Below are 24872 nucleotides of genomic sequence, written 5' to 3'. Positions count from 1 at the left end.
GTCATGCGTCTGTCTCTGAAGGCCACAGCTGTCGCCGTAGCTGCTCTCGGCGCGATGGGTGCCATGATCGGCCCTGCCGACGCCGCACCCGCGACCCAGGTCGAGGTCGCCCAGAAGGCTTCCGTGACGGCGGTCAGCTGCTATGCCTACAACCGGTCCGGAACGACCCTGAACGTACGGGGTGGAGCCGGTACCAGCTACTCGGTCGTGGGGACCATCGCTGCCGGGGGCCGCCTGCCCTGCGGAAGCCTTGGGGAGGCCGACGTGAACGGCCAGACCTACACGGCTTGCGGCGGAACTTCCAATGACTGGAAGACCGTGCGAATCAACGGCCGCGACGGCTGGGTCGCGTCGGAATGCGTGGCGCTGGGCGCCTGATCCTGCCGACCTGCCGACCGGCCGCGGTGTGGTGGTTGCGGTTCCAAACAGCGTGAGCGAACGCCGGACGTGGACAGGTCGACTGCGAGATCACGGTGCCGTCGGAGTCCGGATAGTCGGGGCTGACGGCGATGTCGGGGAACTCGGAGATGGTCACCTTGATCGCGTCATCCGCGGTGCGGAGCAGGACATGCGTCAGTCGGGGTCGCACGTCGTGCGGTGAGCCGGCACCACTGGATCGCCCGGTAATGGATCGATTCCACGGTCCCTTACCGCCTTGAGTGCCGGGTGCTGCGCGTGGTCAGGGCCTGATCGCGAACACCATGCCGATGTCGCCGGCCCGCTGCACCGAGTCCTGCTCGGTGCTGACTGTGAAGCCGTGTGTGAGGAGGACCTCGCAGACTGTGTCGCGGTTCTGCTGCCAGCCCTCCACCTCGACGACGGCCTGGCGGACCAGCGGCCAATGCCGTTCCTCGATGCCTTTGAGTACCTCGAGTTCGGCGCCTTCCACATCGACCTTGAGCAGGTCGATGTGGTCGATGCCCTGCTCGTCGAGCACCGATGACAGGGGCCTGACCTTCACCCGGTGCGTCTCAAGTCGCCGCAGCACCCGCAGCTTGCGGCTGATGAGAAGAGTGAGGATGGAGGCGGGTACGCGGCGCAGGACCGGTCCCAGGCCGCCCTGGCGGATCATTTCGACAACGCTGGCGGTGACCCGGCGCCGCTCATCCTCGATGTTCCCCTGATCCCGCGAGGAGGACGAGAAGATCGTGGCGGCCGGAACGTAGCTGAAATCGAGCTCGTCGTCACGGGACGCCAGGCCGTAAGGGAGCGCGGTCAGACGTCCGTTGAAGAACTCGCGAGCATTGCGTTCGAGTGTGGCGTGGAGTGGCGGCATCGGCTCGAAGGCGTAGATCCGCACGTCCCCGTCCAGCCGCTCATAGACGGCGGCCGAGAACACACCGATGTTGGCGCCCACGTCGAGTACCGTCGCGCCCGGCGTGCACTTGATGCCGTGGGTGAAGTAGCCGTCCACCTCCTCGCGGAGGAAGGACGCCTCCCAACGATTTATGCTGTGCAGTTCGATCGCACTCATGGTCATGACAAAGTGATGTATCAGGGCTGGAGCCAACAATCCAGCCCGCACCCTTCGCTTCGGCCGCGTCCCAGATCCACAGGGTGTGACATCGGCCCATTCTCATAACGGTGGCGAAGGTGCTGGCGAGCGAGGTCACTGTCCAATGACTACGGTCGTACTCGCGCGTCACTGTCTGCCGTCGTCCGGGGGTCCGGAACGCTCGGCTGCACGACGCTCGGTACACAGCCGCCACCGTGCTCATGCTGCTCGGAGTCCCGGCCCGCGTCATCGATCAGATGATGGGATGGGAGCCGGGCACGTCCGTGAGCATGCGGGCGCGGTACCTCCACGTGCCGGACGCCATGGTCAAGGATGTCACCGGGCACGATGTCGAAGGGCCCCACCGCGAGGTGGGGCCCTTCGACGTTGTCTTCAGACCTCGTTGTCCTGCAGGCACTGGCGGAGGATACGAGATTCGAACTCGTGAGGGGTTGCCCCCAACACGCTTTCCAAATGTTCGTCCGGGGGTTCTGGGGCGTACGGCAACGTCCTGACCTGCGGTGCAGCTGGTCCCGGCGAGGGTTCTGAACGGTTCTGTACGCCGGTGAATGCAACCAGAACTGCAACCATGGAAATGGGAGCAGCGTGAATGTGTCCAGCTTCTGCTCGTGGTTCCTGCTCGGCAGGGAATCGCCTCTTTACTCCCCGTTCTGCGACCAGGCCGCGGTGAGCGCGGTGACCGGGTCGCTGTCGGCTGGTGCCGCGGGCCACCATTCGCCGTCGTCGTCCTGGAGGTAGGGGTACCAGCGGGCGTCGGGGCCCAGACGCAGCTGGATGCCGTGGTGGGTGAGGGTGAGGCGGTTGCGCCAGGCTCTGAGGTGTGTGGGGGAGTCGGTCATCTCGGCGAGGGCCGTGTCCAGGGCGGTGCGGGCGGTCTTCATCACCGTCGGGTCGGGGGCGTAGGGCTGTTCGGCGACGGTGATTCCCGTGGGGCCGCCGTGGCGCCAGGCGCGGGTGAGGCGTGCGAAGACAGTGGGTTTGGTGCCGGTGTTCTGGATCAGGTGGTGGAACCACTCGGGTCCGGGGTTGCTCGCGGCGATGCGGACGGCGTCCTGGTGCTGGGTCAGGTGCAGGTCGGCGGTGTCGCCCGCGAGGAGCCGGGCGGCGCGCGCGGTGGCGTCGGCCATGAGGCGTTCCAGGTCCGCGGCGGCCAGGCCGGTGCCGGGTGGCGGGGCGACGGGCAGTGCTGTGGTGTGGGCAGCGGGTTCCGGGAGTTCGGGCAGTGCGGGGGGCTCTTCGGCCCAGTGGGCGTACGCGGCGGCGGCCGGGATGCCGGCAGGTGCCGGTTGGGCTGCGGTCTCCTGTGCTGCCGTACGGCGTACGCGTAGCTGGGCGAAGACCTCCTCGCGACCGCGGCCGCGCAGCGCGAAGAGCACGAACGGGTCGGTGTCGATGGTGGCGGCGATGGCGTAGCAGAGCGCGGCGGCGTGCTTGCAGGGGTATCCCCAGTCGGGGCAGGAACACTCCGGATCGAGCTCGGTGGGCAGTGGGAGCAGTGGGACGCCTGCGTGCCGGGCGTCGTCCACGAGTTCGGCGGGCATCTCGTCGTCGAGAAGTGCTGCGAGATGTCCGGCGCGGGCCGCGATCGTGTCGAGCAGGGTGTCCCACTGAGGGTCGGTGAGGACGGGCAGGTGGACTGAGGAGCGGTACGGGCGCGGGCGGCTGCCCTGGACAGCGGCGGTGACCTTGCCCGGAGCGACGGTGACCGGGCCGACCATGCCTTTGCGGGCGTAGGTGCGTCCGCGCGAGAGCCGTCCGGCGTCCAGGGTGGAGTCCTCCAGGGCGGCCACCCATGCCTGGCCCCACCATGTCGCGGCGAAGGCTCGCTTGCCGCGGGCGGGCGCACGGCGCGGGCCGGGGACAGCGGGGCTCATGACTGCCTTCCCAGGGCGACGAGTTCGGCGAGGTCGGCGTCGGACAGTTCGGTCAGGGCTGCCTCGCCGGAGCTGACGACGGCGTCGGCGAGGGCGCGCTTGGCTTCGAGTAGCTTCGCCACCTTGTCCTCCACGGTTCCCTCCGCGAGGAGCTTGTGTACCTGGACGGGTTTGTCCTGGCCGATGCGGTAGGCGCGGTCGGTGGCCTGCTCCTCGACGGCCGGGTTCCACCAGCGGTCGTAGTGCACGACGTGAGTGGCGCGGGTGAGGTTGAGTCCGGTGCCCGCCGCCTTCAACGACAGCAGGAACACCGGCACTTCACCGCGCTGGAAGCGGTCCACCATCTCCTCACGCCGCGCGACGGGGGTGCCGCCGTGCAGGAAGAGAGTGGGGACGCCGCGCTCGGCGAGATGCTTCTCCAGCAGAGCCGCCATCTGTTTGTACTGCGTGAAGACCAGCACGGATTCGCCTTCCGCGGTGATGGTGTCGAGAAGTTCGTCGAGCAGGTCGAGCTTGCCGGAGCGGCCCCGCAGGGGAGTGGACTGGCGCAGGCTGTGCTCTCTCAAATACTGGGCGGGGTGGTTGCAGATCTGCTTCAGCGCGGTGAGCAGCTTGAGTACCAGACCGCGCCGGGCGATGCCCTCCGACTCCGCGATCTTCGCCATGGTCTCGCGGACCTGTGCCTCGTACAGGCTGGTCTGCTCGGCCGTCAGCGGGACGACGTGGTCGGTCTCGGTCTTGGGCGGCAGTTCCGGTGCGATGCCGGGGTCGGACTTCTTGCGGCGCAACAGGAAGGGACGTACGAGACGGGACAGGCGCTCGGCCGCCTCGGGATCCTCGCCCGCCTCGATGGCGCGGGCATGCCGGTCACGGAAGGCGGTGAGTGAGCCGAGGAGCCCGGGGGTGGTCCAGTCGAGGAGCGCCCACAGTTCGGAGAGGTTGTTCTCCACGGGGGTGCCGGTGAGGGCGACGCGGGCGCGGGCGGGCAGGGCACGCAGCTCACGGGCGGTGACGGCGTAGGGGTTCTTGACGTGCTGTGCCTCGTCGGCGGCGATCAGCGACCAGTCGTGCTCGGTGAGGGTCTCCCGGTCGCGGCGCAGGACGCCGTAGGTGACCAGGACGATCTCGTCATCGGCGAGGTCCTTCAGGTGGCGGTCGCCGCCGTGGTAGCGGCGCACGGGGATGGAAGGGGCGAACCTGGCGGCCTCGCGCTGCCAGTTGCCGAGCAGAGAGGTGGGGCAGACGACGAGCGTGGGGCCGGCGGTGGCGGGGTCGGTCTGGCGGTGCAGGTGCAGCGCGAGCAGGGTGATGGTCTTGCCCAGACCCATGTCGTCGGCGAGGCAGCCGCCGAGGCCGAGTGAGCACATCTCGGCCAGCCAGGCCAGGCCCCGCTTCTGGTACTCGCGCAACGTGGCCTTGAGCGCGGCGGGCTGGGGCACGGGGGTGCGGGACTCGGGGTCGCGGATACGAGCGACCAAGTCGCCGAGCGCACCGACCGCCGCACAGGGGACCCGGTCACCGTCCCTCCCCCAGCCTCCGGCCGGGGGGACCCCCATCTCGCTTCGCTCGGCCTCGCCGGTCAGCGCGGCGCTCAACGCCTCCATGGGGGTGAGCGGTTCCATCCGGCGGCGCTTGGCGCGGGCCACCAGCTTCGGGTCGGCGACCACCCACTGGTCGCGAAGCCGGACGAGGGGACGGCGTGACTCTGCGAGGGCATCCATCTCGGCCTCGGTGAGCGGCTCGCCACCCAGGGAGACCTGCCAGCGGAAGTCGAGGAGGGCCTCGGTGTCCAGCAGGCCGCCCGCGGTGGAACCGGGGGCGGTGCGCTGCCCGATCTCCGCGGTCGCGGTGAGCGCCTTGACCAGGTCGCGCGGCCAGTGCACGTCGACACCGGCCGCGCGCAGCGCGTCCGTGGCGTCCCCCAGGAGTTCGAAGGCTTCGTCGTCGGTCAACCGGAGCTGATCGGGAGCGGCATCGTCGAGCAGCCTCCGCAGCGGGGGCCAGGCGCGGGCGCCGCGGCGCAGGGCGAGCAGGGTCTCGGTCTCGGCCCGCGGGCCGAGCAGCCGCTCCACTTCGGCCGGCTCGCTCCACAGCTGTGCGGCTTCGATGACGAGCGCCGGGTCCGCCGCGGTGTGCAGTTGCAGGACGGCCCGGAACTGCCGTCGGCGTCCTTCGGGTACGTCGACGCGCAGGGAGACACTGACCTCGGCGGTGAGCGCCGCCTGGGTTTCCTCGGCCCATTCACGCAAGGTGGGCACGGCACGGGCCTCGCGCCAGGCGTACGGCAGCGCTCCCATGGCGAGCGGCGCGGCCGGTGTACGGACCAGATCGTCGGCGACCGCGTCGCAGAACTGGCGTACCAGCGCAGCCGGTTCGGCGATGCGCACCGGCGCAGGACCTGGCTCGGGCAGGCAGTGGGCGTGTGGCGGGAAGGCGGCGGCCAGGGCGTCCAGCGTCTGGCGCTGGGCGGCGGTGCAGGGACCCACCTGCCAGGTGTCGTAACCGGCGGGGGTGATGGCCGGGTGCAGGCGGCCGTCGGCGAGCAGCCGCAGCGCGAAGCGAGTGGCGGCCTGCCAGGCGGCGCCGGAGGGATGCGTCGGCTCCGCATTGGCCAGGGCGGAGACAGCGACGGCGACAGGCAGCGCGTAACCCTCGACCCTGCGCCGCCTGACCGAGCGGCCGTGCGGCAGGACCAGGTCCACCGCCTCGGTCTCGAGGCCGGTGGGTGCCGTACTGTCTCCGGCTGCTGCCCCGGTCGGCTTCCACAGCAGCAGCCGTCCAAGGCGGGCGGGCTCACCGGGCAGGAACACCGCCGCCCAGCCGGCGCCGAGCAGCTCCCTCACGAAGGCGGATGTTTCCTGCCGGGCCAGCGGCGGCGCGCTCCTCGCGCCCGTACTCGGCTCTCGTACGACGACTCGTGCCACTCTCTTCCGCCCTGTCGCTTGCCGGGCCCTCCCCTGGGCCGCGCACTACCGAACCCCACCAGGCAACGTCACACGCTGGCAACCGCGAGCCTTGGCTTGACTGCCGGCGACGGCGCCGCGACGGATACGCCGCTGCTGAACACACCGGTCCTCAACCGTACGGTGCAGCGCTACGGTGAGGCCATGAGCACCTGGACCCCAGCCGCGCTGGAGGCGTTGATCGAAGAGGCCACCGTCGACGCCTACGGCGAGGATGAGCAGCTCACCGGCTTCTTCACGATGATCGAGGAAAGTCTTGCCATGCCGTTCACCACGACTGTTCTCGGCGTCGAGGTGAGCGTGGTCGGTGTCGATCTGGCCGAGGACGGACGCGTGGTCGCACGCTGCGCCCGGGGGTCGGTCCGACAGGACATCGGAATTCTGGATCTGCCGCTGCCGGAACCCGCCCCCGAGGGCTGGCAGTGGATCGAGGCATACCGCTACTGGGCCCGCTGAACTGGCGCGTCGTAGAACTGCCCAGCTGAGCCCCAGCTCGATCGGACAGCCGCCCCGACTGCCGTTGACCGGACCGACTGCGAGGAAACGGACAGCACGTAGCGCGCATACCGCAGTATGCTTGCGGCTATGGCTGACACCACACGCATCACGGTGACACTCCCCACTGAGCAGGTGGCGGAGCTGAAGAAGATCACGGACAACATCTCCGGCTACGTGGCCGAAGCGGTCGCCAGGCAGATCCGGCACCAGCTCCTGGGGGCCGACCTGCGCAGCCACACGGACGAGCATGGGGCCTTCAGTGAGGAAGAGCTGGCCGAGGCGCGGGCGCGGATCTTCGGTACGACGTCGGCCGCCGGCGGCGCGAGCGCCGTGTGAGCGGGCACATTGAGACCGTCGTCCTGGACAGTGAGGGGCTGTCGGCCTGGGTGGCGCAGGACCGGAAAATTCTGGCGATGTTCCAGGTGTTCCACGACATGGGAGCGGACCTTGTCGTCAGCGCCAACACCATCGTGGAGGTGAGCCACGCCAGGGTGAACCTGCCCCGACTGCAATGGGCGCTCTCCCGGGTCAAGGTGGAGGCGATCACGGAGGCAGCGGCCAAGGCGGCGGCCCAATTGCTCAAGGGCGCCGGTCTGCACGGACACAAGTACGCGATCGACGCCACCGTCGCGGAAGCGGCCTTGCGTCAGCCTGGCCCGGTCGCCATCCTCACGTCGGATGTCGATGACATGACCCGGCTGTGCGGCAGCAAGGTCCGGATGATCGGGCTATGACCGCGACATCGTCCCGGGACCATGGACAGATCCGCGTGGATCCGCCGAGACCAGAGTCGCCGCATGCCAACCCGTGATGAGACGATCGACAGTCGGCGGGCTTCGTGGTTGCCGAGGATCTCGATGGCGGGGTTGCGGTCCCAGCTGCGCAGGGCATGGCGCCAGTGGCGTTCCTCCGCGGTCTGGATGGTGTCGGTGCCGACGGCCTGTTTGAGGGCGACGACCAGACCGGCGCGGATGGACTCCACGATGGCCGGGGTGCCGCCCTCCTCGCGGGCGACCGGGTCGTCCAGATAGCGGTGGCCGAGCGGGCCGACGAAGGAGACGGTGCCGCCGACCGCGTCGCCGATGATCCGGCGGGCGTCCTCCCGCAGCCGGGTGGTCTGCAGTCCGGTACTGGAGCTCTCGGTGTGGGTGTTGGCGTAGCGCGGCAGGACGTGGTCGCGGACGAAGTCCTCGACGAAGTCCAGCGAGCGTCCCGAGGCCGTGTAGTCGGCGTAGACGACGCGCCGGGGCCCGTAGGGGCCGTCCATCACCTCGTCGTCGCCGATGATCCCCTGGCGGATGCGTTCCAGGAGGGGAAGCGCGGGCGGCGCCTGGCCGGTCACCGGACGGGCGGACATCGTCAGGGCTCCAGCCTGATGACGATCTCCGGCGGCTGGTGCAGGGTGTTGTGGACGGTGCAGTGCGAGGCGACGGCGAGGAGAGCGGCGCGGCGCTGCTCGGGCAGGCCGGGAGGCGGCAGGACCCTCACGTGGACCGTGTCGATCCTGGCCGGGCGGTCGGTGGACATCGTGAACTCGGTCCGCACCCGCAGCCCGGTGCGGTCCAGGCCGTGACGGTGCAGGTAACGGCCGGCGTAGAAGGCGACACAGGAAGCCAGGGACGCGGCGAACAGCTCGGTGGGCGTGGGGGCGGTGTCCTGCCCGCCGGCGTCCTCGGGCTGGTCGACCAGCAGCCGGTGGCCGCGTACCTCGACGGCGTACACGTCCCCGTCGACATGGGCGACCTCCAGCCGGTGCACATCCGCTACCGGCGGACGGGCGGGGGCGGCGGTGTCAGGTGCGGTGTGGGTCATGGCCGCGTCTCCTCGGGTCCGATCAGTCGCTCCGGTATCCAGTGCACCGCGCCCGGTGCGTCTTCGCGAGAGGCCGAGGGGATCGGAGAGAGGGCCGTTCGGCCCTGGGGCGAACCTCATGGACCGAAATACCCTAGGGGGTATTCGAGTTCACCTTCGAGGAGAGTGCCCCATGACCGTTGCCGAACAGCCGACCATCACTCCCACCCGGCCTCCCCTCATCGGCGACAAGGCGCCGGACTTCGAGGCCGAGTCCACCCACGGCCCGGTCAGCCTGACCGACTACACCGGGCGCTGGCTGGTGCTCTTCAGTCACCCGGCCGACTTCACCCCGGTGTGCACCACCGAGTTCATCGCCTTCACCGAACTCGCCGACGAGTTCACCGCCCGGAACGTGGCCCTGCTGGGCAACTCCGTGGACTCCGTCCACAGCCACCTGGCCTGGACCCGGTCCATTCAGGAGAAGCTCGGCGTACGCATCCCGTTCCCGATCATCGCCGACCTCGACACCCGGGTCGCGCGCGCCTACGGCATGCTCCACCCGAACACCTCCGGCACCGCCGCCGTCCGCGCCGTCTTCCTCATCGACCCGGAGCAGACCGTACGGGCGGTGCTCTACTACCCGATGAACGCCGGGCGGATGATCCCCGAGATCCTGCGGCTCGTGGACGCCCTGCAGATCTCCGACCGCGACGGCGTCTCCTGCCCGGCCAACTGGCGCCCCGACGACGACGTCGTCCTCGGCGCCCCGAAGACCCAGGCCGAACTCGACGCCAGGCTCGCGGACGAGACCGTCAAGCTCGCCGACTGGTATCTCGCGACGAAGCCCGGCACTCCCGGCTGAGCCCGGGGTCGAAGGTATACCCCCACGGGTACCCCTTCCGGGACCAACGGCCCATGACGATGCCTCACCCCGCCGCCGAGAGTGGGGGCATGGACAAGAGCATCGTGATTCTCGGAAGCGGCACCGCCGGCACGCTGACGGCCAACCGGCTGCGGCGGACGTACGACGAGCGCGAGTGCCGGATCACCGTGGTCGACCAGAACGACGACCACGTTTACCAGCCCGGACTGCTGTTCGTTCCCTTCGGCCTGGCCGAACCTCACGCCCTGGTCCGCCCGCGCCCGCGGCAGCTCCTGAACGGGATCGCCTACCGGAGCGCCGAGATCGACCGGGTGGACCTGACCGCCGAGCAGGTGCACTTCACCGACGGCACCTCGCTGGGCTACGACGTACTGGTGGTGGCCACCGGCGCGAGCCTGCTGCGGGAGGAGACCGAGGGCCTGACCGGGCCGGGCTGGGGCGAGAAGGTCCACACCTTCTACGACCTGCCCGGCGCGGTCGCCCTCCATCAGGCGCTGGAGCGCTTCGAGGGCGGCCGCGTCGTGATCGACGTGGTGGACCTGCCGATCAAGTGCCCGGTCGCGCCCCTGGAGTTCGCCTTCCTCGCGGACTGGTACTTCCAGCGCCGGGGTATCCGCGACCGCGTCGAGCTGACCTACGTCACCCCGCTGGACGGCGCCTTCACCAAGCCGGTCGCCGCGAAGGCGCTGGGCGGCCTGCTGAAGGAGAAGGGCATCGAGCTGGTCACCGAGTTCGCGCTCGGTGAGGTCGACGGCACCGGTGGCAGGCTGGTGTCGTACGACGAGCGTGAGGTGCCGTTCGACCTGGCCGTGGTCGTACCGCTGCACGGCGGCGCCGAGTACGTTGAACGCTCGCCGGGCCTGGGTGACGAGCTCGGGTTCGTCCCCGTGGACCGGCACACGCTGCAACACCCGGACCACCCCGAGGTGTTCGCCATCGGTGACGCGGCGGGTCTGCCGGCGTCCAAGGCCGGCTCGGTGGCCCACTTCGAGGGCGAGGTGCTCGCGCACAACATCGGCCGCTTCCTGGCCGGGAAGCCGCTGGACGCCTCCTTCGACGGGCACACCAACTGCTTCATCGAGACCGGCTTCCACAAGGCGCTGCTCATCGACTTCAATTACGACACCGAGCCGCTGCCCGGTCACTTCCCGGGCGCGCTGGGGCTGCCGCTGCTGAAGGAGTCGCGCGCCAACCACCTCGGCAAGCTCGCCTTCGAGTGGCTGTACTGGCACAGCCTGCTGCCCGGCCGGGAACTGCCCGGCATCGGTTCGGCGATGCCCGAGCACGGCAAGACCCATACCCCCGCCTGACGAGACCCACACCCCGCCTGAACGGAGACAGACCGCCATGACCACCGCCACCTACGCCGACACGTCCGTGACCGTCGACGACGAAGGCTTCTTCACCGACCCCGGCCAGTGGACCGAGCCGATGGCCGAGCAGATCGCCCGCGAACAGGACATCGAGACGCTGACCGACCGCCACTGGACGGTCATCCACTTCATGCGCGCCGAATACGCCGCCAAGGGCACCGGCCCCACCGTGCGGATCCTCGGCAAGACCTCCGGCGTGAGCGTCAAGGAGCTCTACCAGCTCTTCCCGAAGGGCCCGGCGAAGACCGCCGCCAGGATCGCCGGAATCCCCAAGCCCCGCGGCTGCATCTGACCCCACCCGCCGACCGCCACCCGAAGGAGCGTCCGACATGACCGCCAGCGCCACCATCGAGAAGGTCTCGATCATCGTTTCCAAGGGGTCCCTGGAAGGGATCTACCCGGCCCTGATCATGGCCAACGGCGCCCGCGCCGAAGGCATCGAGGCCGACCTGTTCTTCACCTTCTTCGGCCTCGACGCCATTACGAAGAAGCAGTACGACCACATCAAACTCGCCACCGTCGGCAACCCCGGCCTGCACCTGCCCACCCTTCTGGGTGGACTGCCCGGCGTCCCGGACCTGATCACCCGGTACATGGAACGCAAGATGGAGAAGCTCGACATCCCGCCGATCCCCGAGTTCATCGAGATGATCTCCGACACCGGCGCCGGCATCTACGCCTGCAAGGCGTCCGTGGACCTCTTCGAACTCGACAAGGACGACCTCATCGAGCAGGTCCAGGGCATCATCACGGTCGGCGAGTTCTACGAGCACGCGGCCGGCGGCCAGATCATCTACACATGACCGGCCCCCGGCCCGGCGGCGCGGGACTGCCCGACGACCTGCGCCGTGTGCTGGCGGTGGTCGCCCACCCCGACGACGAGTCGTTCGTCCTCGGCGGCCTCCTGGCACTGCTGTCCGCTCACGGCGTGCCCGCCACGGTGCTCTGCTTCACCCACGGCGAGGCGTCCACGCTGCACGCCGGCCCCGGCGACCTGCGCACGCTGCGGGCGGACGAACTGGCTTGCGCCGCACGGTAACTGGGCGTGGAACGCGTGGAGCTGGCCGCATATCCGGACGGCGATCTTGCCTCCGTCCCGCTGAGCAGGCTCGCCGCGCGGGTCGGCCGTCTCGTCACCGAACGGCGCCCCAGTCATCTGCTGGTGTTCGACACCACCGGCGTCACCGGACACCGTGATCACCGGCGGGCCACCGAGGCGGCTCTTGCCGCCGCCCGTGAAAGGGGAATCCAGGTCCTCGGCTGGACCCTGCCGAGGGCGGTCGCGGAGACCATGAACAGGGAGTTCGGAGCCTCGTTCGAGGGACGTGAGCCGGGTGAATGCCATGAGACCAGGTCGGTCCCGCGGGCCCGGCAGCACCGCGCCATCGCCTGTCACGCAAGCCAGTCGACCGACAACCCAGTGCTGTGGCGTCGCCTCGAACTCCTGGGGGAGAGCGAGTACCTGCGTCGCTTGCTGTGACCTTGGGGAACGGCTCGTTGTCAGGCGGAGGGAGCACGAGGCGGCGTGGACGCAGGCGCATCGACCGGTGCTGACTCTGCTTCGGCGACGCAGACTTGCGCCATGAGCCGACGGGCCAGGTCGAGTGCCTCGCCCATGGTCAGCGAGGCCCAGGTTCCCGGTTCGCCGCTGCGGACGGGGCCCACATCGAGCGCGACCCGGCTGATCGGCCGGTCCGTGGCGGCGGCCAGTCGCAGGAACTTCACGTCGATCCGCCGGCTGCAGGAGGTCACCAGTGGCGCCTCGCCAGCCGGACCAAGCTGCATGTGCTCTGACTCCGCCATCCTGCCCACGTCCTCTCCCTGGATACCCGGTGGGGTATTAGGGGCAGCGTCGCGCAGGCTCGGAATGTTCCCGGAAACGCGGGGCGCCCGCCGCCCCGCGTTTCCGGGAGGCGGCGGGCGCTCCACGCCGTTGACTCGGTCTCAGGCCAGCGCCAGGAACAGCTTCTCCAGTTCCGCCTCGGTCATCGGCGGGGCGGATCCGTCCTCCTGTTCGGCGAGGCACTGCCGCATACCGCTGGCCACGATCTTGAACCCAGCCCGGTCCAGGGCGCGGGAGACCGCCGCGAGCTGGGTGACCACGTCCTTGCAGTCGCGGCCTGCCTCGATCATGGCGATGACCCCGGCCAGCTGCCCCTGCGCGCGGCGCAGCCGGTTGAGCACCGCGCCCATCGCTTCCTCTTCCACCTTCACCGGGAGCCTCCTCGTGGCCGGTCGATCGCTCCCATAGTACCCGTGGGGGTATATGGACCGGGATAGTCGCTCGTCAGCGGCGTTCGGCGCGCACCAGTGAGTCGATGGCGGTGCGCGGACCTTCCGGACCGTCGACCGGTCGCGCGACCGTCTCGGCGCGCGGGATCCGGGCGTAGGGCCGCCATTCGGCGGCGACCTGCGCCGCGGTGTACAGGACGCGGGGGTCTTGCGGCCCGCCGAAGCCGTGCTCGCGGTTCGAGGCGTCATGCCGACCAGCAGCAGGGTCCCGCCGCTGCCGAGGCGGGAGAGGGCCACACGGTGCGGCCCGGCCGGGCCGCCCTTGCCGGAGCGGGGCTGGGCGGGGTGACCGGGCTACTCGGCGTCGGGGGTGGCTTCCTCGCCGTCCCCGCCCTGGTCACCGTGCTCGGCTTCGCCATGCCGCAGGCGGTCGGCACCAGCCTGCTGGTCATCGCCGTGAACGCGCTGGCCGCGCTGGCGGCCCGGCTGCCCTCGGCCGGTGTACTGGACTGGGCGCTCGTCGGCCCCTTCCTCGGAGCGGCGATCCTCGGAGCCTGGGACGGCAAGCGCATCGCCGCCAAGGTCCCCGCCCGGCGCCTGCAACGCATCTCCGCCGTACTGCTGCCGGCCGTCGCGGTCTTCATGCTCGCCGACGCGCTCCGGTGAGTCATTGGGCGTCCGGTCCATATCGGCGGGGCGCATGGATTCACGGGCTTTGGCCCGGGCGGCGGCGGAGCCGTGGGCCGGGTGTGCGGCGGAGGGCCGGGGCCCGGGCCCGAGGGTGGTCCGCCTCACGTTCGAGCGGGGCCGCACCGCACGCCCTTGCTGCCGGGGGCTGCGGCCGGATTGTGCGGGCCTCGGCCTCGCCGTCGCGCAGCGGCCCGTCTGCTTCACCGGACGGTTGCCGGGGTGCCCCAAGTGCTGCCGGCCGCCCGGCGTCACAACTGCACAGGAGTCCAGGACGCTCGACTGCCGAGATGCGGTTCAGGCCAGAGCCAGGAACAGTCTCTCCAGTTCGGCTTCGGTCATCGGCGGGGCTTCGCCGTCCGGCTGCTCGGCCAGGCACTGCCGCATGCCACTGGCCACGATCTTGAACCCGGCCCGGTCGAGTGCCCGGGAGACCGCCGCGAGCTGGGTGACGACGTCTTTGCGGTCGCGTCCGGATTCGATCATGGCGATGACTCCGGCCAGCTGGCCCTGTGCGCGATGGAGACGGTTGAGTATGTCGGTCGTCGCTTCTGCATTCACCGGACGCCTCCTCGGAGTCGGCCATCCCCTTTGAATATACCCATAGGGGTATATGAAGACTATGGCCTGGTGGGCACACTCGCTGCCGGGTCGGGTGCCCGCCGGGAGCGGTTGTGCAGGTACCGGCCGAGCAGGAGAGCCGCGGTGGTCGTTGCGAGGGCCCAGGTGGCCGGGTGCGTCAGCACGGTGCCGCGGATCTCGGGGCTGACCTGCTGGCCCAGGACGAAGACGCCCATGGTGACCACGAACCAGCCGAACGCCTTGCGCAGCGCGTCCTGCGGGATGCGTCCCGCGAGACGGCCGCCGACGAGTCCGCCGACGACGGCGGCCGCGGTGACGAGTGTCGCGAGCCCCCAGTCGATGTGGACGCTGGAGAGGTAGCCGGCCAGCCCGGCGAAGGACTTCATGGAGATCACCAGGAGCGAGGTGCCGACGGCGACGCTCATCGGGAGCCCGCCGAGCAGTGCGAGGGCGGGCACGACGAGGAAGCCTCCGCCTGCGCCGACCAGTCCGGTGACCAGGCCCACGACGATCCCGTCCAGCAGGACGTGCCCGACGGGGAGTTCGTGGTGGACCTTCCTGGGCGCCTGCTTGCGGCCGCGGATCATGGCGATCGCCGTCGCGACCATCATCAGGCCGAAGGTGATCAGCAGGACCGTGCCGGAGATGAACTCCGCCAGCCGCCCTCCTCCGTACGCTCCGGCCATGCCGACCAGGCCGAACAGCAGCCCGGTGCGCCACCGGACGCGTCCGGCGCGGGCGTGCGAGACGACTCCGGCGGCGCTGGTGACGCCGACGACGAACAGGGAGGTGGCGATGGCCTGCTTGGCCTCCATGCCGGCCAGGTAGATCAGGATGGGCACGGTGAGGATGGATCCGCCGCCGCCCAGGATGCCGAGGCTGACGCCGATCAGCAGGGACGCTGCGACGATGACGGCGATCATGAGCGGGCCCCCAGCGCGTTGATGACGGACTGCAGGTCGGTGCGGGGGCCGCGGTTGTAGGGGAGCTTGGACAGCAGCATGCCCATGGCGCAGGTGTTGGTGAGCGCGGCGACGGTCAGCCCCGCGCCGACGGCGGTGCCGATGAGGTAGAGGCCGGGCACGAGGAGGGCCGCCAGCCCGGACAACAGGACGATGCTTCCCGCGACCAGCCGTACCTGGCGTTCCAGGTCCCAGCGGGCCGGGCCGCGGTTGAGCGGACCACCGGCCGCCTCCCAGGCGAGGACGCCGCCGTCGAGGACGCGCAGGTTGGGCAGCCCGGCCTCGGCCAGGGCCTGCTCGGCCTGGGCGGCGCGCCCGCCGGAGCGGCAGATCAGGACGACGTCCTCGTCCAGGTGGCGCAGGAGTTCGGCGCGGTGTTCCCGCAGGGTGTCTAGGGGGACGTTGTAGGAGCCGGGTATGTGGGCGGTGCGGAACTCACCGGGGGTGCGTACGTCGAGGAGCCGGGGCCCGGCGCCGCTCTCGGTGATCTCGTGCAGGGCGGCCGGGTCGAGCCGCGGGGTGGGACGGGGGCTGGTGGCGTCGGCGGTCACGGAATCTCCTTCAGGGGGCGGACGGAGCCGCCGGAACAGAGGACAGGGAAATGCGGGTGGGGCGCCGGGCGGCGGTGGCCATGGAGATGGCCGCCGCCCGGCGGGACCGAGCGAGGGATCAGGCGTCGGCTGTCGCGGTCTCGGCGAGCCAGGCGCCGTAACCCCCGAGGAGGTCGGAGACGTCGTCGAGGCCGTTGTGGCGGAGCAGGCTGGCCGCGATGGAGGAGCGGTGGCCGCCCGCGCAGTGCACGACCAGGGGCCGGCCGACGGGGATCTCGTCGAGACGGCGGGGGAGTTCGGCGAGCGGGACGTGCGCGGACCCCTCGATGAAGCCTTCCTCGCGTTCGGCGGTGTTGCGGACGTCGAGGACGAGCGGGGGCTGCTCGCTGTCGAGCGCCCGGCGGAGCTGGTGGGCGGTCAGGCGGCTTGCCTGCCGCATCTCCTCGGCCATGTCCGGGAAGGCGCCCTCGGGCTCGCGCAGGTAACCGCCGACCTTGTCGAATCCGATCCGGGCGAGCCGGGTGACGATCTCCTCCTCACGGTCCTGCGGTGCGATGACGACGACCTCCTGGTCGGGGGCGACGACCGTTCCGGCCTGCTCGGCGAACCGCCCGTCGGCGGGCACGTTCACGGAGCCGCGCAGATGGCCGGCGGCGAACTCCTGCGGGTCGCGGGCGTCCAGTACCAGCGCGCCGGCGGCCCGACGGCTGAGGAACTCGGCGGCGGACAGCGGCTGTTGGGTGGCGGCAGCGTCGAACAGGCCGTGGTCCTTGCGGTTGAGGATGGCGTCGTAGACGAAGTAGCCGGGCGCGGAGGGCTGTCCGGCGGTGACGAGGGCGACGAACTCCTGCTCGCTCATGGGCGCGCAGGCGTAGTTGGTGGTGCGCTGCTGTCCGATGGTCGACTGGCGTTCGGTGGAGAGGTTCTTGCCGCAGGAGGATCCGGCGCCGTGGGCCGGGAAGACGCGGACCGGGTCGGGCAGGGCCATGAGTTTGTGCTGGATGCTGTCGTAGAGCATGTGGCCGAGTTCGTCGGCGGTGGCGCCGAGGGAGGCGAGCAGGTCGGGGCGGCCGACGTCGCCGATGAACAGCGCGTCGCCGGTCAGCACGCCGTACGGGACCGCGTCGGCCGCGTGCTCGTAGACCAGGACGCTGATGGACTCCGGGGTGTGGCCGGGGGTTTCCAGTATCTCCAGGGTGACGTCGCCGAGGCTGATGCGCTCGCCGTCGGTGAGCTTGCGGATCGGGTACTCCGTCTCGGCGCGGTGTCCGTAGCCGATCCAGGCGCCGGTGCGGGCGGCGAGTTCGAGGTGGCCGGCGAGGAAGTCGGCGTGGAAGTGGGTGTTGATGACGGCTTCGATGGTGAAGCCATGGGCCTCGGCGTCGGCGAGGTACTCCGAGACGTCGCGGCGCGGGTCGACGACGACGGCCTTGCCGGTGGACTCGTCGGCGATCAGGTAGGACGCCTGGGAGAGGCAGTCGAGGTAGTGCTGGGCGAAGAACACGGATGACCTCCGTAGCGGATCGATGAGACTTAATACCCCGGGGGGTATTTAAATGGTCAGGGTTGGCCCTTGTGCGGGGCGGTGAGATGACCGGCCCGGGTCGGGGGAGGCCCGGGCCGGTCGGTCAGAGGCGGCCGGTGAGCATGCCGTGCCAGTAGAGCGGTGGCAGCCCGTACCGCTTGAACAGCCACATGTCGCGGCGTTCCTTGAAGGTGTCGATGAGCGGGAAGCTCGGGGTGGGCTTCAGGTCGTAGTCGAACTCGGCGAGCAGCATCTTGTCGCGGGCGGTCACCAGAGGGCAGGAGGTGTAGCCGTCGTAGCGGCTGGTGGGCTCGGCGCCCTTCATGACGGCGAGCAGGTTGGCGGCGACCACCGGGGCCTGCTTGCGGACGGCCGCGCCGGTCTTGGAAGTCGGCAGGTTCGCCACGTCGCCGAGAGCGAAGACCTCGGGGTGGCGGGGGTGTTGGAGGGCGTGCCTGTCGGCCGCGATGAATCCCTGCGGGCTCGCGGGGTCGGCGAGCGGGCCGGTCTTGACCCAGTCCGGGGCGCTCTGCGGCGGCACGGCGTGCAGGAGATCGTAGGCGAGGGTTTCCTTGGTTCCGGTGGCGTGATCGGTGACGGTCAGTTCGCGGGCGTCGCCGTCGATGGCGGTCATCTCCGAGCGCAGTCGCACCTCTGTGCTGTACCGGGCGGCGACCTTCTCCAGTACCTCGGACCAGGCCGGCACCTTGAACAGGGCCGGGTCGGGGATCACGAGTACGATCCGGATGCGGTCCAGGACCTTCTGCCTGCGCCAGTGGTCGGCGGCCAGGTAGGCGATCTTCTGCGGAGCGCCGCCACACTTGAGCGGGGTGGCCGGGTGGGTGAAGACCGCCGTGCCCGAGCGCATGCCGCGGATCAGGTCCCAGGTGCGCGGGGCGTACTCGGGTGCGTAGTTGCTGGTGACACGGTCATGGCCGATGGCCTCGGCGAGGCCGGGCACTCCGTTCCAGTCGAGTTGCAGGCCGGGCGCCATGACGAGGGAGTCGTAGCCGAGCCTGCGCCCGTCGCCGAGGGTGATGGTCCGCAGGTCCGGGTCGACGGCCCGGGCTGCTTGCCGGATCCAGTGCACTCCGTCGGGGACGACGGACGCCTCGGGGCGGCGGGTGGCGCGCAGCGGGGCCTGGCCGCCGCCGACCAGGGTCCACAGCGGCTGGTACCAGTGGGTGTCGGACGGTTCGATCAGGGCGATGTCGGTGACACCGGCGCGGCGCAGCCGGGCCGCGACGCTGATCCCGGCGCTGCCGCCGCCGACGATGACGACGTGGTGGTGGGTGGGGGGTGAGGGTATGGAGGCCAAGGGAGGACTCCCATCGGATGTGGGTGCGGATGCGGTGCCCGATGAACCGGGCCGGGGCCAGGGGCGGCCAAAGGGGGCGTGCCCGGTCAGGCCGCGGTGGCGTGGGGTCCGGTCACCAGCGGGCGCCCGGTTCGGGCCCAGCCGCTGGTGCCGCCCGCCACGGAGTACGCGTCGATGCCGAACCCGCTCATGCGGTCGGCGGCGGTCAGGCTGCGGTTGCCGCTGGCGCAGATCACGTACACCGGCCGGCCGACGGGCAGTTCACCGATCCGGCCCGCCAGCACGCTGAGCGGCATCAGCCGTGCGCCCGGTACATGGCCGGCCAGGTATTCGCCCGGCTCCCGGACGTCCACGACGACCCCGCCGGCTGCCAGAGCCGCGGCGAACGCTTCCAGATCCACTTCGCGAGCCATGTTCGGAACCTCCTCAAAATACCCTAGGGGGTATCAATGACAGTGAGGGTAGAGTGCCCGTCGAAGCGCTGTCAAATACCCCCTGGGGTATTTGCCTCCCGGGTAAGGACACCGATCGGGAGGGATCACCGGACCAGCCACGATTCGAAGGCGGCCTGGTGCATCCGGGAGGCGGCGAGCAGGTTGGCGTACATCTGCTCGACGTCCGGGGCGTCGAGCCCGGACTGCGCCTTCGTGAGGGCGGCGATGTCGTCGGTCTCGAACGTGAGGCCGGCCTTGAGGGCGCCGTCCACGTTTGCGGTGCCCTGCTTCAGCAGCCGGTCGTACGTGGCCTGGACGGTGGTGTCGGCGAAGTCGCCCGTCGCCTTGCCCGTGGTGGGGTCGGTCACGTCGTAGCGGTCGAGGAGTGTGCGGACCGCATCGAGGTGATGGGTCTCGGCGGCAGCGATCCGGTCGAAGACCCGGGCGTCGTACCGGGCGGCGAACACGGTGTAGAGGTCGTGGGCGAGCTTCTCCTCCTCGGCCATGCGGGCGAGCGTGGTCTTCTGAGCCGCGCTCAGGGTGCCGCTGGGTGCCGTGGTGGCGGTACCGGTGAGTGAGCAGGGGCCGTTGCCGTCCCCGACTCCCGTCCCGTCGCCGTGGCGGTGGGTGTGCTGCTGACCGTTCATCATCGAGCTCTGCGTGGTGGACCGCGCGGACGGCGTCTGCTCTCCAGCCGCGCCGGCGGTGGCCGGACCGGCGATGAGGATGCCGCCGGTCACGACGGCCGCTGCCGCGGCGATCGCGGTGGCGAGTTTGGTGTTGCGCTTCATGACGCACCTTCTCGGGTCTGTTCTCCGGTTCTTGCGCTGACTGCTCTTCTTTGATGCGCTTTCACCGTCCCGCCGGGCGTCGCAGACGGCGTGGCGGTGGTGTGGAGGCGGTATGGAGCCCACTGGACGTGTCCACGGGGGCTGTTCGGCCCTGGCAGAGGGGGTCCGCGGCCCGTACACCTGGGTGCATGGCCACCACCGTGCTCGTCGTCGAGGACGAGAAGGAGATACGCGAACTGCTGCGCCGCTACATGGAGCGGGCGGGGTACGCGGTGGTGACGACCGGCTCGGGCGCTGAGGCGATCCGGCTGCTCGGCGACGGGTCGGTGGACCTCGCGGTCCTGGACCTCGGTCTGCCGGACGTGGACGGCGAAGAGGTGCTGCGGGAGGCGCACGCCCGTGGCGGGATCCCGGTCGTGGTGCTCACGGCGCGCAGCGCGGTCGAGGACCGGATCCACGGGCTGCGGCTGGGCGCCGACGACTACGTGACCAAACCGTTCAGCCCCACCGAGGTGGTGCTGCGCGTTCAGGCGGTGCTGCACCGGGCCGGGGCGGCGTCCGGAGCCCCGGGAGCTCCGGCGGCCTACGGCGGAGGCCGGCTGCGGATCGACGAGGTACGGCATGAGGCGGCATGGGACGGCTCGGTGGTGGATCTGACGCCCACCGAATGGGGTCTGCTCACCGCGCTCGCCTCGGTGCCGGGACGGGTGTACTCGCGCTACGAACTGGTCAACCGGGTCCAGGGCTATGAGTTCACCGGCTACGAGCGCACCATCGACTCGCACGTGAAGAACCTGCGGCACAAGCTGGGGTCCGACGGCTCCGGCGTCGTCGAAACGGTGCTCGGTGTCGGCTACCGGCTGGGGCTGACCCGTGACCAGTGAATCAGGACGTCGCCTGGGACTCGGGCCGCTGGGCAGGCGCCTGTTCGCGGCCTTCGCCGTGGTCGCCCTGTCCTCGGTGGCCCTCCTGACGGCGGCAGCCCTGGTCGGCACCGACCGGGGCATCAGCACGGCGCAGCAGGCCGACCGCCAGCGCATCGCCGATCGCACGGCCGCCGCGGCCGGGGCCGCCTACCGCAGGGCGGGCGGCTGGAGCGCGGCAGATCTCGGGCCCACCCGTACGATCGCGGACGGGGCCGGCGCGGTGCTCACCCTGTGGGACGCCGACGACGGGGTGATCCTGTCCACGGCCGCTTCCTCGGACGGCACGGAACTCGACGCGGAGATGCCCGGTTCGGGGCACGGTATGGGACACGGTGGCGCCGCTGCCTCCGGCCGCAGCGCAAGCGCCGACGTCGTGTCCGGCGGCAGCACCGTGGGCTCCGTCCAACTGCGCTTCCCCCACGGATCCGGAACGGCAGGTCGGAACATCGCCTGGGGCTGGGTCGGCGGCGCGGCGCTGGCCGCCCTGGCACTGGCCCTGGCCGTGAGCTGGTACGTGACCCGCCGCCTCACCGACCCGGTCGTACGGGTCGCCCGCACCGCCCGCGCACTCGCCGCCGGTGACCACACCGCTCGCGCCCGGGTGGACGCGCCCGGCGAACTGGGTGACCTCTCCCGCGCCTTCGACACCATGGCCGACGACGTCACCCACACCGAGCAGGCCCGCCGCCGCCTCTCGGCCGACGTCGCCCACGAGCTGCGCACCCCGCTGGCCGCGCTGCAGGCCGGCCTCGAGGAACTGCGCGACGGATACGCCACCCCCTCACCGGCACGCCTGGCCGCACTCCACGACCAGACCCTGCGCCTGGGCCGCGTCGTCGGTGACCTGGCCGAACTGTCCGAGGCCGAATCGGCCCGGCTGTCCCTGAACACGGTTCCGGTCGAACTCGCCCACCTCGTACGCCATGCCGTGACCGACCGGGAGGCCGAACTGCGTGCCGCCGGACTCACCGTCCGCACCCGCATCGCAACCGAGGCGCTGCCCGTCCGAGCCGACGCCGACCGCATCCACCAGGCCCTGGGCAACCTGCTGAGCAACGCGGCCCGCTACTGCCGCCCCGGCGACACCGTCACCGTCACCGCGTCCGCCGAAGGCGACGCGGTACTCGTGCAGGTCACCGACGACGGCCCCGGCATTCCCGCCGACGAACTCCCGCACGTCTTCGACCGGCTCTGGCGCGGCAGCGCCGCCCGGAACCGCAGCGGCGGCAGCGGCATCGGCCTCGCCGTGGTGAAAGAACTGATCACCGCGCACGGCGGCACCGTCACGGCCCTCTCCGAACCCGCCGCAGGGACACGGATCGTCATCCGGCTGCCGCGCGACGGCGCCGCCCGGTCGTCCGGTGACCGGCTGGCGCACCTTTGATCCTGGCATCAAGGGTCACCTGATGGCGGACGGGGCGGACGAACATGTGCCGCGAGCACGGCAGCACCATCACTAAGGCCCAGATCCGGTGCCGTTTGCCGGTGCGCGGGTTGATCCACTGGCCCAGGAAGCCGTAGTCGATCTGCGCTTCCTCGCCTGGCTCGATGTCCTCGCGCAGGACGGTGACCTGCGACCTCTTCACTTCGTCGGGCAGCGTGGCGTGGACCCAGCGGCGGAACGCGGAGATCGACACCTGAAGCTTGTGCTCGTCCCGCAGCCGCTGGTGGATCGTGGTGACCGTCACCGTCCCCAGCAGGCTCTCGATGTAGTCACGGTGCTGGTCGATGTCCGCCCAAGTGATCTGCCTCAGGCGGGAGTTGGCCAGTTCCGGGAACCAGCCCTTGAACAGTCCGGCCCAGTCGGCCTCACTCATCGGAGGGCCGCCCGGCGTGATTCCGGCCGCCTCCGCCGGCGCCAGATACTTTCTGACCGTTTTGCGGTCCACGCCCAGCGACGCGGCCAGCGCGCTCTTCGAGCGGCCCGCGTACCAGTGGACGTAGATCTCGGTGACATCGACCACGACGAACGTTCTCCTCGCCATCGGGGCTGCCCATCGGCCTTCCCACCCACAGGCCGAGGGCCGCTCACGCGAACTCCGCGATGACCAGGTCCCTCGATCCCGAACTCCGCCGTACCCATGGCCAATTAGGAGAATTCAGGATGAGGAATAACGAAGTGCTCAAACCACCCGAGCTGGGGAAAACGCGATCGTCGACACGCGTCGGCGCCGTCTCGTTCTCAGGGGTGGTCACGAGGTGCCGCCGGGCCGGGGGCGCTCGGCGGTGCCGAGGATGTGGGTGGCCGCCGGGGAGGGGGCGCGGGTCTCGGGGGAGGCGAACTTCTCCAGCGAGGTGAGCGTGAACCCGGCGGCGGTGATGGCCGCCTGGGTGTCGCGGCCGGTGTGGCAGCCGCCCATCAGCAAGGGCCAGACGGTGGCGTCCACGACGCGCTGCACGCGGCGCATCGCGGGTGAGTCGGCGCGTACGTGCTCGAAGAAGCGGAGCTGTCCGCCGGGCCGCAGGAGGCGGTGGAGTTCGGCGAGGGCGGCGTGCGGGTCGGCCACCGAGCACAGAGTGAGGCAGACGACCGCGGCGTCGAACGAGCCGTTCGGGACCGGCAGTTGCTCGGCGATCCCGTCGATCACATCCATCTGGACCGACGTCGTGCGGGCGCTCTCCTCGGCCAGGGCGCGCAGGCGCGGCTCGGGCTCGACGGCCAGCACCCGCTTTACCTCCGCCGGGTAGTGGGCGAAGTTCAGCCCGTTGCCCGCGCCGATCTCGACGACCTCGCCGGCCAGGCCGGACAGGCCGGACAGCAGACGGGTGCGGTGTTCCGTGATGCCGGCCTTGTCCAGGGCGGGGCCGGCGACCTTCGCGTAGAAGCGGGCGAATACCGGATGGCGCCTGGTGGGTGTAGCGATCTGTTGGGCCATGGCTGGTCACCGTCCTGCTCGACAGCAGTGCCTTGGGGCTACGATGTTTTGCGGAGGTACTACATAGTGAAGTCACTTCACGATATGCCCGAGGGGACCGCTTCCGCCAGCGTCTCGCTGAACCGGCTCTTCGAGCTCGCCGAGGTGCTCGGCGCGATGATGGCGCGCGGCGTCGCCGAGCGTGGGCTGACGACGGCCCGGGCGGGGCTGCTGTGGGCTCTGCTGCACGACGGGCCGATGACCCAGCGGGCGCTGGCCGCGCGGCTGGGGGTCACCCCGCGCAATGTCACCGGGCTGCTGGACGCACTGCAGGCTGACGGGCTGGTGGTCCGCGAGGCACACCCGACCGACCGGCGCGCGACCCTGGTGTCCCTGACCGTGAAGGGCCGTACGGTCACGGCGACCCTGCGGGGCGGCCGCGACTCCATGGCCGCCGAGCTGTTCGGCGACATGCCAGCCGCGCAACTGGAGGCGTTCCAGGGCGGGCTGGAGGTCGTGATCGAGCGGTTGCGGGCGATGGGGTGAGCGTGCCGGATGTCGTCGTCAACGGAGGTGACTGGCTAGGCACTGCGTGACCTGGCTGGGGCAGTGCGGCACCACGTCCTGTTCTCAGTCCTGTCGGCCGTCGGAGTGCCACGGGGCGTCGGGCCGGGTGGGCAGGGCGCCGGCCGTCGGACGGAGCGCGTACACATCCCGGTCGGAGTCGGGGACGGGCCCGAGATAGGTGTGGCCTGTCCTGTGGCACCAGGCGGGCAGGTCGAGCGGGGCGGCCGGGTCTGTGGCGATGACGTGGACGATCGAGCTGGGCTCGGCGTCGGCGATGTGGGCGCGCAGCTTCAGTAGGAGAGTGACGCAGAGCAGGCCGGTGCCGTCGACCGTGATGGCGGCGGCGGTAGAGGTGGAGGGGCTGTTCATCGGCTGCTCGCGGTGGTGTCGAACGCGAACGTCGAGTGCGTGTACAGCGGGGTGTGGATCGCTCCCTCGGGATCGCGGCTCTCGCCGGCGTGCACACTGCGGGTGGACATCCCCTGAGCGGTGGTGTCGGTCATACCTCTCCTGCTCGTCGTCGCTCTCACGGTCGTCGCTC

29 protein-coding genes and 3 pseudogenes are annotated in these 24872 nt (G+C 70.5%); 14 read left to right on the top strand and 18 right to left on the bottom strand.

The genetic code is table 11. The annotated features are described in order from the left end of the window. Positions 1–3: 3 nt before the first annotated feature. A complete protein-coding gene (locus tag OHA11_RS22215; protein WP_266498949.1) occupies positions 4–378 on the top strand; it encodes an SH3 domain-containing protein in 375 nt (124 codons plus the stop codon). 301 nt (positions 379–679) lie between these two features. Here OHA11_RS22215 and OHA11_RS22210 read toward each other — a convergent pair whose 3' ends face one another. Next, the gene (locus tag OHA11_RS22210; protein ID WP_266498942.1) at positions 680–1480 is read right to left on the bottom strand and encodes an FkbM family methyltransferase; all 801 of its coding nucleotides are present in this window, start codon (positions 1478–1480) and stop codon (positions 680–682) included. A 182-nt stretch (positions 1481–1662) separates the two neighbouring features. On the opposite strand from OHA11_RS22210, the pseudogene OHA11_RS22205 reads away from it, so the two are divergent. Continuing rightward, a pseudogene (locus OHA11_RS22205) lies at positions 1663–1833 on the top strand (site-specific integrase); the annotation flags it as partial. A 321-nt stretch (positions 1834–2154) separates the two neighbouring features. Here OHA11_RS22205 and OHA11_RS22200 read toward each other — a convergent pair. Both OHA11_RS22200 and OHA11_RS22195 read right to left on the bottom strand, forming a co-directional pair. Then, the gene (locus OHA11_RS22200) at positions 2155–3390 is read right to left on the bottom strand and encodes an SWIM zinc finger family protein (RefSeq protein ID WP_266498937.1); all 1236 of its coding nucleotides are present in this window, start codon (positions 3388–3390) and stop codon (positions 2155–2157) included. After that, entirely contained in the window at positions 3387–6233 is a 2847-nt protein-coding gene (locus OHA11_RS22195) for a DEAD/DEAH box helicase (RefSeq protein ID WP_266507362.1), read from the bottom strand. Before OHA11_RS22195 ends, OHA11_RS22200 begins: the two co-directional genes overlap by 4 nt. A 264-nt stretch (positions 6234–6497) precedes the next feature. Here OHA11_RS22195 and OHA11_RS22190 point away from each other — a divergent pair, with 264 nt between their 5' ends. From OHA11_RS22190 to OHA11_RS22180, 3 genes are all read left to right on the top strand, one after another. Further along, a complete protein-coding gene (locus OHA11_RS22190) occupies positions 6498–6809 on the top strand; it encodes a calcium-binding protein (protein WP_266498936.1) in 312 nt (103 codons plus the stop codon). A 129-nt stretch (positions 6810–6938) separates the two neighbouring features. After that, positions 6939–7187 carry a hypothetical protein gene (locus OHA11_RS22185; RefSeq protein ID WP_266498935.1) on the top strand — a complete coding sequence of 83 codons (249 nt, stop codon included), beginning with the start codon at positions 6939–6941 and terminating at the stop codon, positions 7185–7187. Beyond that, entirely contained in the window at positions 7184–7585 is a 402-nt protein-coding gene (locus tag OHA11_RS22180; protein ID WP_266498933.1) for a DNA-binding protein, read from the top strand. The genes OHA11_RS22185 and OHA11_RS22180 overlap by 4 nt, the downstream gene beginning before the upstream one ends. Here OHA11_RS22180 and OHA11_RS22175 read toward each other — a convergent pair. Together OHA11_RS22175 and OHA11_RS22170 are read right to left on the bottom strand one after the other, a co-directional pair. After that, positions 7498–8208, bottom strand: coding sequence for a hypothetical protein (locus tag OHA11_RS22175; RefSeq protein WP_266498932.1), 711 nt, complete (start codon positions 8206–8208; stop codon positions 7498–7500). The genes OHA11_RS22180 and OHA11_RS22175 overlap by 88 nt on opposite strands. Positions 8209–8210: 2 nt before the next feature. Continuing rightward, positions 8211–8663: an OsmC family protein gene (locus tag OHA11_RS22170; RefSeq protein WP_266498930.1), complete on the bottom strand. Its 453-nt coding sequence runs from the start codon at positions 8661–8663 to the stop codon at positions 8211–8213. Between the two features lie 172 nt (positions 8664–8835). Between OHA11_RS22170 and OHA11_RS22165 the strand changes: the two genes are divergently transcribed. The 5 genes and pseudogenes from OHA11_RS22165 to OHA11_RS22145 all read left to right on the top strand — a co-directional run bounded on the left by OHA11_RS22165 (position 8836) and on the right by OHA11_RS22145 (position 12381). Then, positions 8836–9507, top strand: a complete 672-nt coding sequence (locus OHA11_RS22165) for a peroxiredoxin (RefSeq protein ID WP_266498929.1) — start codon at positions 8836–8838, stop codon at positions 9505–9507. Positions 9508–9560: 53 nt separating this feature from the next. Continuing rightward, positions 9561–10838, top strand: coding sequence for an NAD(P)/FAD-dependent oxidoreductase (locus OHA11_RS22160; RefSeq protein ID WP_266498927.1), 1278 nt, complete (start codon positions 9561–9563; stop codon positions 10836–10838). Between the two features lie 37 nt (positions 10839–10875). Continuing rightward, positions 10876–11193 (top strand): TusE/DsrC/DsvC family sulfur relay protein, encoded by a 318-nt coding sequence (locus tag OHA11_RS22155; RefSeq protein WP_266498926.1) that lies wholly within the window; start codon positions 10876–10878, stop codon positions 11191–11193. A 37-nt stretch (positions 11194–11230) separates the two neighbouring features. After that, positions 11231–11704 carry a DsrE/DsrF/DrsH-like family protein gene (locus OHA11_RS22150; protein WP_266498925.1) on the top strand — a complete coding sequence of 158 codons (474 nt, stop codon included), beginning with the start codon at positions 11231–11233 and terminating at the stop codon, positions 11702–11704. Then, positions 11701–12381: pseudogene (locus tag OHA11_RS22145) on the top strand (PIG-L family deacetylase). Before OHA11_RS22150 ends, OHA11_RS22145 begins: the two are co-directional and overlap by 4 nt. A 20-nt stretch (positions 12382–12401) precedes the next feature. Here OHA11_RS22145 and OHA11_RS22140 read toward each other — a convergent pair. After that, positions 12402–12653 carry a hypothetical protein gene (locus OHA11_RS22140; RefSeq protein WP_266498922.1) on the bottom strand — a complete coding sequence of 84 codons (252 nt, stop codon included), beginning with the start codon at positions 12651–12653 and terminating at the stop codon, positions 12402–12404. A gap of 192 nt (positions 12654–12845) precedes the next feature. Next, positions 12846–13115 carry a metal-sensitive transcriptional regulator gene (locus OHA11_RS22135; protein WP_323186609.1) on the bottom strand — a complete coding sequence of 90 codons (270 nt, stop codon included), beginning with the start codon at positions 13113–13115 and terminating at the stop codon, positions 12846–12848. Positions 13116–13433: 318 nt separating this feature from the next. Here OHA11_RS22135 and OHA11_RS22130 point away from each other — a divergent pair. After that, positions 13434–13799, top strand: a pseudogene (locus tag OHA11_RS22130) (TSUP family transporter); the annotation flags it as partial. A 318-nt stretch (positions 13800–14117) separates the two neighbouring features. Here OHA11_RS22130 and OHA11_RS22125 read toward each other — a convergent pair. From OHA11_RS22125 to OHA11_RS22095, 7 genes are all read right to left on the bottom strand, one after another. Beyond that, positions 14118–14381: a metal-sensitive transcriptional regulator gene (locus OHA11_RS22125; RefSeq protein ID WP_266498916.1), complete on the bottom strand. Its 264-nt coding sequence runs from the start codon at positions 14379–14381 to the stop codon at positions 14118–14120. A 59-nt stretch (positions 14382–14440) separates the two neighbouring features. After that, positions 14441–15325 (bottom strand): sulfite exporter TauE/SafE family protein, encoded by an 885-nt coding sequence (locus tag OHA11_RS22120; RefSeq protein ID WP_266498907.1) that lies wholly within the window; start codon positions 15323–15325, stop codon positions 14441–14443. Then, a complete protein-coding gene (locus tag OHA11_RS22115) occupies positions 15322–15915 on the bottom strand; it encodes a rhodanese-like domain-containing protein (protein ID WP_266498905.1) in 594 nt (197 codons plus the stop codon). The genes OHA11_RS22120 and OHA11_RS22115 overlap by 4 nt, the downstream gene beginning before the upstream one ends. A gap of 118 nt (positions 15916–16033) precedes the next feature. Next, positions 16034–17419: a rhodanese-like domain-containing protein gene (locus OHA11_RS22110; RefSeq protein WP_266498904.1), complete on the bottom strand. Its 1386-nt coding sequence runs from the start codon at positions 17417–17419 to the stop codon at positions 16034–16036. Between the two features lie 124 nt (positions 17420–17543). Beyond that, positions 17544–18758 carry an FAD/NAD(P)-binding oxidoreductase gene (locus OHA11_RS22105; RefSeq protein WP_266498902.1) on the bottom strand — a complete coding sequence of 405 codons (1215 nt, stop codon included), beginning with the start codon at positions 18756–18758 and terminating at the stop codon, positions 17544–17546. An 86-nt stretch (positions 18759–18844) separates the two neighbouring features. Then, entirely contained in the window at positions 18845–19171 is a 327-nt protein-coding gene (locus tag OHA11_RS22100; protein ID WP_266498899.1) for a rhodanese-like domain-containing protein, read from the bottom strand. Between the two features lie 125 nt (positions 19172–19296). After that, on the bottom strand, positions 19297–19983 hold the full coding sequence (locus OHA11_RS22095) for a DUF2202 domain-containing protein (protein WP_266498897.1): 687 nt from the start codon (positions 19981–19983) through the stop codon (positions 19297–19299). Between the two features lie 188 nt (positions 19984–20171). On the opposite strand from OHA11_RS22095, the gene OHA11_RS22090 reads away from it, so the two are divergent. Both OHA11_RS22090 and OHA11_RS22085 read left to right on the top strand, forming a co-directional pair. Further along, positions 20172–20867, top strand: coding sequence for a response regulator transcription factor (locus OHA11_RS22090; protein ID WP_266498896.1), 696 nt, complete (start codon positions 20172–20174; stop codon positions 20865–20867). After that, positions 20857–22293, top strand: a complete 1437-nt coding sequence (locus tag OHA11_RS22085) for a cell wall metabolism sensor histidine kinase WalK (protein WP_266498893.1) — start codon at positions 20857–20859, stop codon at positions 22291–22293. Before OHA11_RS22090 ends, OHA11_RS22085 begins: the two co-directional genes overlap by 11 nt. Here the strand turns inward: OHA11_RS22085 and OHA11_RS22080 are convergent. Together OHA11_RS22080 and OHA11_RS22075 are read right to left on the bottom strand one after the other, a co-directional pair. Continuing rightward, on the bottom strand, positions 22232–22873 hold the full coding sequence (locus OHA11_RS22080; protein WP_266498892.1) for a hypothetical protein: 642 nt from the start codon (positions 22871–22873) through the stop codon (positions 22232–22234). The two genes, OHA11_RS22085 and OHA11_RS22080, sit on opposite strands and share 62 nt — an antisense overlap. 228 nt (positions 22874–23101) lie before the next feature. Further along, a complete protein-coding gene (locus OHA11_RS22075; RefSeq protein ID WP_266498889.1) occupies positions 23102–23785 on the bottom strand; it encodes a class I SAM-dependent methyltransferase in 684 nt (227 codons plus the stop codon). An 84-nt stretch (positions 23786–23869) separates the two neighbouring features. On the opposite strand from OHA11_RS22075, the gene OHA11_RS22070 reads away from it, so the two are divergent. Beyond that, a complete protein-coding gene (locus tag OHA11_RS22070; RefSeq protein ID WP_266498886.1) occupies positions 23870–24310 on the top strand; it encodes a MarR family winged helix-turn-helix transcriptional regulator in 441 nt (146 codons plus the stop codon). Positions 24311–24394: 84 nt separating this feature from the next. Here OHA11_RS22070 and OHA11_RS22065 read toward each other — a convergent pair whose 3' ends face one another. Next, on the bottom strand, positions 24395–24700 hold the full coding sequence (locus OHA11_RS22065) for a sulfurtransferase TusA family protein (RefSeq protein ID WP_266498884.1): 306 nt from the start codon (positions 24698–24700) through the stop codon (positions 24395–24397). Further along, on the bottom strand, positions 24697–24834 hold the full coding sequence (locus tag OHA11_RS22060) for a hypothetical protein (protein ID WP_266498881.1): 138 nt from the start codon (positions 24832–24834) through the stop codon (positions 24697–24699). Before OHA11_RS22060 ends, OHA11_RS22065 begins: the two co-directional genes overlap by 4 nt. Positions 24835–24872 lie beyond the last annotated feature (38 nt).

This window comes from Streptomyces sp. NBC_00878 (assembly GCF_026341515.1).
Lineage (GTDB): Bacteria > Actinomycetota > Actinomycetes > Streptomycetales > Streptomycetaceae > Streptomyces.
The sequence above is the reverse complement of the archived record's forward strand: the minus strand, read 5'-3'. Positions and strand labels throughout refer to the sequence as shown.